Origin of the sequence: Streptomyces phaeoluteigriseus (assembly GCF_001896135.2) — a bacterium.
Taxonomy (GTDB): Bacteria; Actinomycetota; Actinomycetes; order Streptomycetales; family Streptomycetaceae; genus Streptomyces; species Streptomyces phaeoluteigriseus.
Genome location: NZ_MPOH02000015.1, coordinates 427,380 through 429,519, shown reverse-complemented (window position 1 = coordinate 429,519; position 2,140 = coordinate 427,380). Strand labels below are relative to the sequence as shown.

Genomic DNA, 2,140 nt, shown 5'->3' with positions numbered 1-2,140 from the left:
AACCGTTACGTCGACCCGGAGTTGGCCGCCGACGCGATCGCCGCCGGGGACTCCCCGCTGACCTCGCGCGAGGCGGACCCGGCTGCCGCAGCGTCCGCTCCGGATAACCGGTGTCGGCCAGCCGCCCGGTGGGCCGGTCGGCCTCACCGGCACGCGAAGCGGGCGGCCGCACCTCGGCCGGGCCGTGGGCCTCACGGGCCGCGATCTCCTTGAGCCGCAGGGAGAGATCGAGCGTACTGGGCCGCTCCTGCGGATCCTTCGCCAGACAGGCCCGGATCAGCGGGGCCAGGGCGTCCGGCACGCCCTGCAGATGGGGCTCCTCGTGCACCACGCGGTACAGCATCACCTCGGAACTGCCGTGCCCGAAGGGGGAGTCGGCCGTCGAGGCGTACGCCAGGGTGGCGCCGAGCGAGAACACGTCGGTGGCCGGGGTGACCAGCGCCCCGCGCACCTGCTCCGGTGCGAGGAACCCGGGGGAGCCGACCGCCGTACCGACGTGCGTCAGCGTCGACGCCCCCGTCGCCCAGGCGATCCCGAAGTCGATGATCCGCGGGCCCTTGGGGGAGAGCAGGATGTTGGACGGCTTCAGGTCCCGGTGCACCACTCCGGCCTCGTGGACGGCGACCAGCCCCTCCGACAGCGCCGCCCCGATCGACGCCAGCTCGGATGCCCCGAGGGGACCGTCGTCGGCGACCTTGTCGTGCAGGGAGGGGCCGGGCACGTACTGGGTGGCGAACCACGGCCGGTCGGCGTCCAGGTCCGCCGCGACCAGCCGGGCGGTGCACCCGCCCCGGATCCGCCGCGCCGCCGACACCTCACGCGCGAAGCGCGACCGGAACTCCTGGTCCTCGGCCAGATCGGGCCGGATCACCTTCAGCGCGACCCGCTGCCCCTTCTTGTCGGAGCCCAGGTAGACGACGCCCATCCCGCCCGCGCCGAGCCGTCGGTGAAGTTTGAACGAGCCGACGACGCGCGGGTCCTCGCGCCTCAGGCGCATCATCGCCATGTTCATCCCCGCTGCCCGGTCCGTGTGACGTGGCACAGCTTACGTTTCCACGGCCCCGCGCGCGCAGAGGCCGCGCCCTCTCGGCCCCACCGATTGTCAGTGCCCCGCGGGAGACTTGAGAAGTGGTCAGTGCGCCTGCGAGCAGGCGCACTTCACCGTCGGGGGGATCGCAACCACCTGTCAGAGAAGGGGGATTGGACCCATGAAGGGTGACCGGGTGGAGATGGCCGTCGACGCCGGCGAGCCGACGCGAACCCACGAGGTGGTGGCCGGCAGAGCGGGCCGCCGGGTGGAGACGGCGGTACGCCGGGGGGTGGTGGAAGTGAGCGAAGTCACCCCTGTAGGTCCCCCACGCCGTTGAGGCAGGGGGGAGGCACCGGCGTGCCCACGGCCCGCTTCATGGCGAACCGGGTGCCCGCCCGGTCGAGCAGCCCCTGCCACGCGAGGACGGCTCGGAAAGGCGGACCCGGACCCGGGCACCCCTCCGGGAAGACCCTGAGACCCAGGACCCCGTCTCCACCCAGGGGAGTACTCCCCAGGTCATGGCTCATCCTCCGGGAGGCCCGGCAATCGGTACGAGGGCATGACGACCGCTGTCCGCCGCACCCCTAGATTTGAGGTCAAGCGGCGGGTGCAGCACTCGTCCCCCGAGGTCAGACACCCGCCGCTTGCCACGGAACAACCGAGACAGGTCAGGAGAGGGACCATGGCCCACACGGCACAGCGACCCCGCCGTACGGGCCGCCGCCACCCCCTGGTGGCGACGGTCATGGCCCTTCCCCTGGCGGTCCTGCTCCTCGTCGTCTTCGACGGCTGGGAGACAGTGGCCACACAGGCGTCGTCCGTGGGTGTGATGCTGGGGCGCTGAGCGGCGACCCCAGGCCCGGAAGAGCGGTCCGGGCGGGGACATCCATCCATGAAACCCCGTGGGGACGGGGGTGCGGCGGACGGCAAAAATGCCGGCGCAGCTGGGGAGCTGCGCCGGCATTGCTCTGCCCTCTTCCGCGCCTTTGCGAGGGCGCTGTCCCCGGGGACCGCAGCCGGCAGGGGTGGGGGGCGAACTCCCACGGATCGCGGAAGCACCGGGCGTACGCATCCCCGTACCCTGCGGGAGCAGCCCCGCACCCCCAGGAA

Annotated in this window: 2 protein-coding genes and 1 pseudogene; 2 read left to right on the top strand and 1 reads right to left on the bottom strand. The window is 72.5% G+C overall.

From position 1 onward, the window contains the following. On the bottom strand, positions 1-1,012 hold a 1,012-nt coding region (locus tag BM536_RS19825), incomplete at its 3' end, for a serine/threonine-protein kinase (RefSeq protein WP_245873731.1). Between the two features lie 196 nt (positions 1,013-1,208). Between BM536_RS19825 and BM536_RS42995 the strand changes: the two are divergent. Next, a pseudogene (locus tag BM536_RS42995) lies at positions 1,209-1,506 on the top strand (hypothetical protein); the annotation flags it as partial. A gap of 206 nt (positions 1,507-1,712) precedes the next feature. Next, on the top strand, positions 1,713-1,874 hold the full coding sequence (locus tag BM536_RS41310) for a hypothetical protein (protein WP_094103277.1): 162 nt from the start codon (positions 1,713-1,715) through the stop codon (positions 1,872-1,874). Positions 1,875-2,140: the final 266 nt, after the last annotated feature.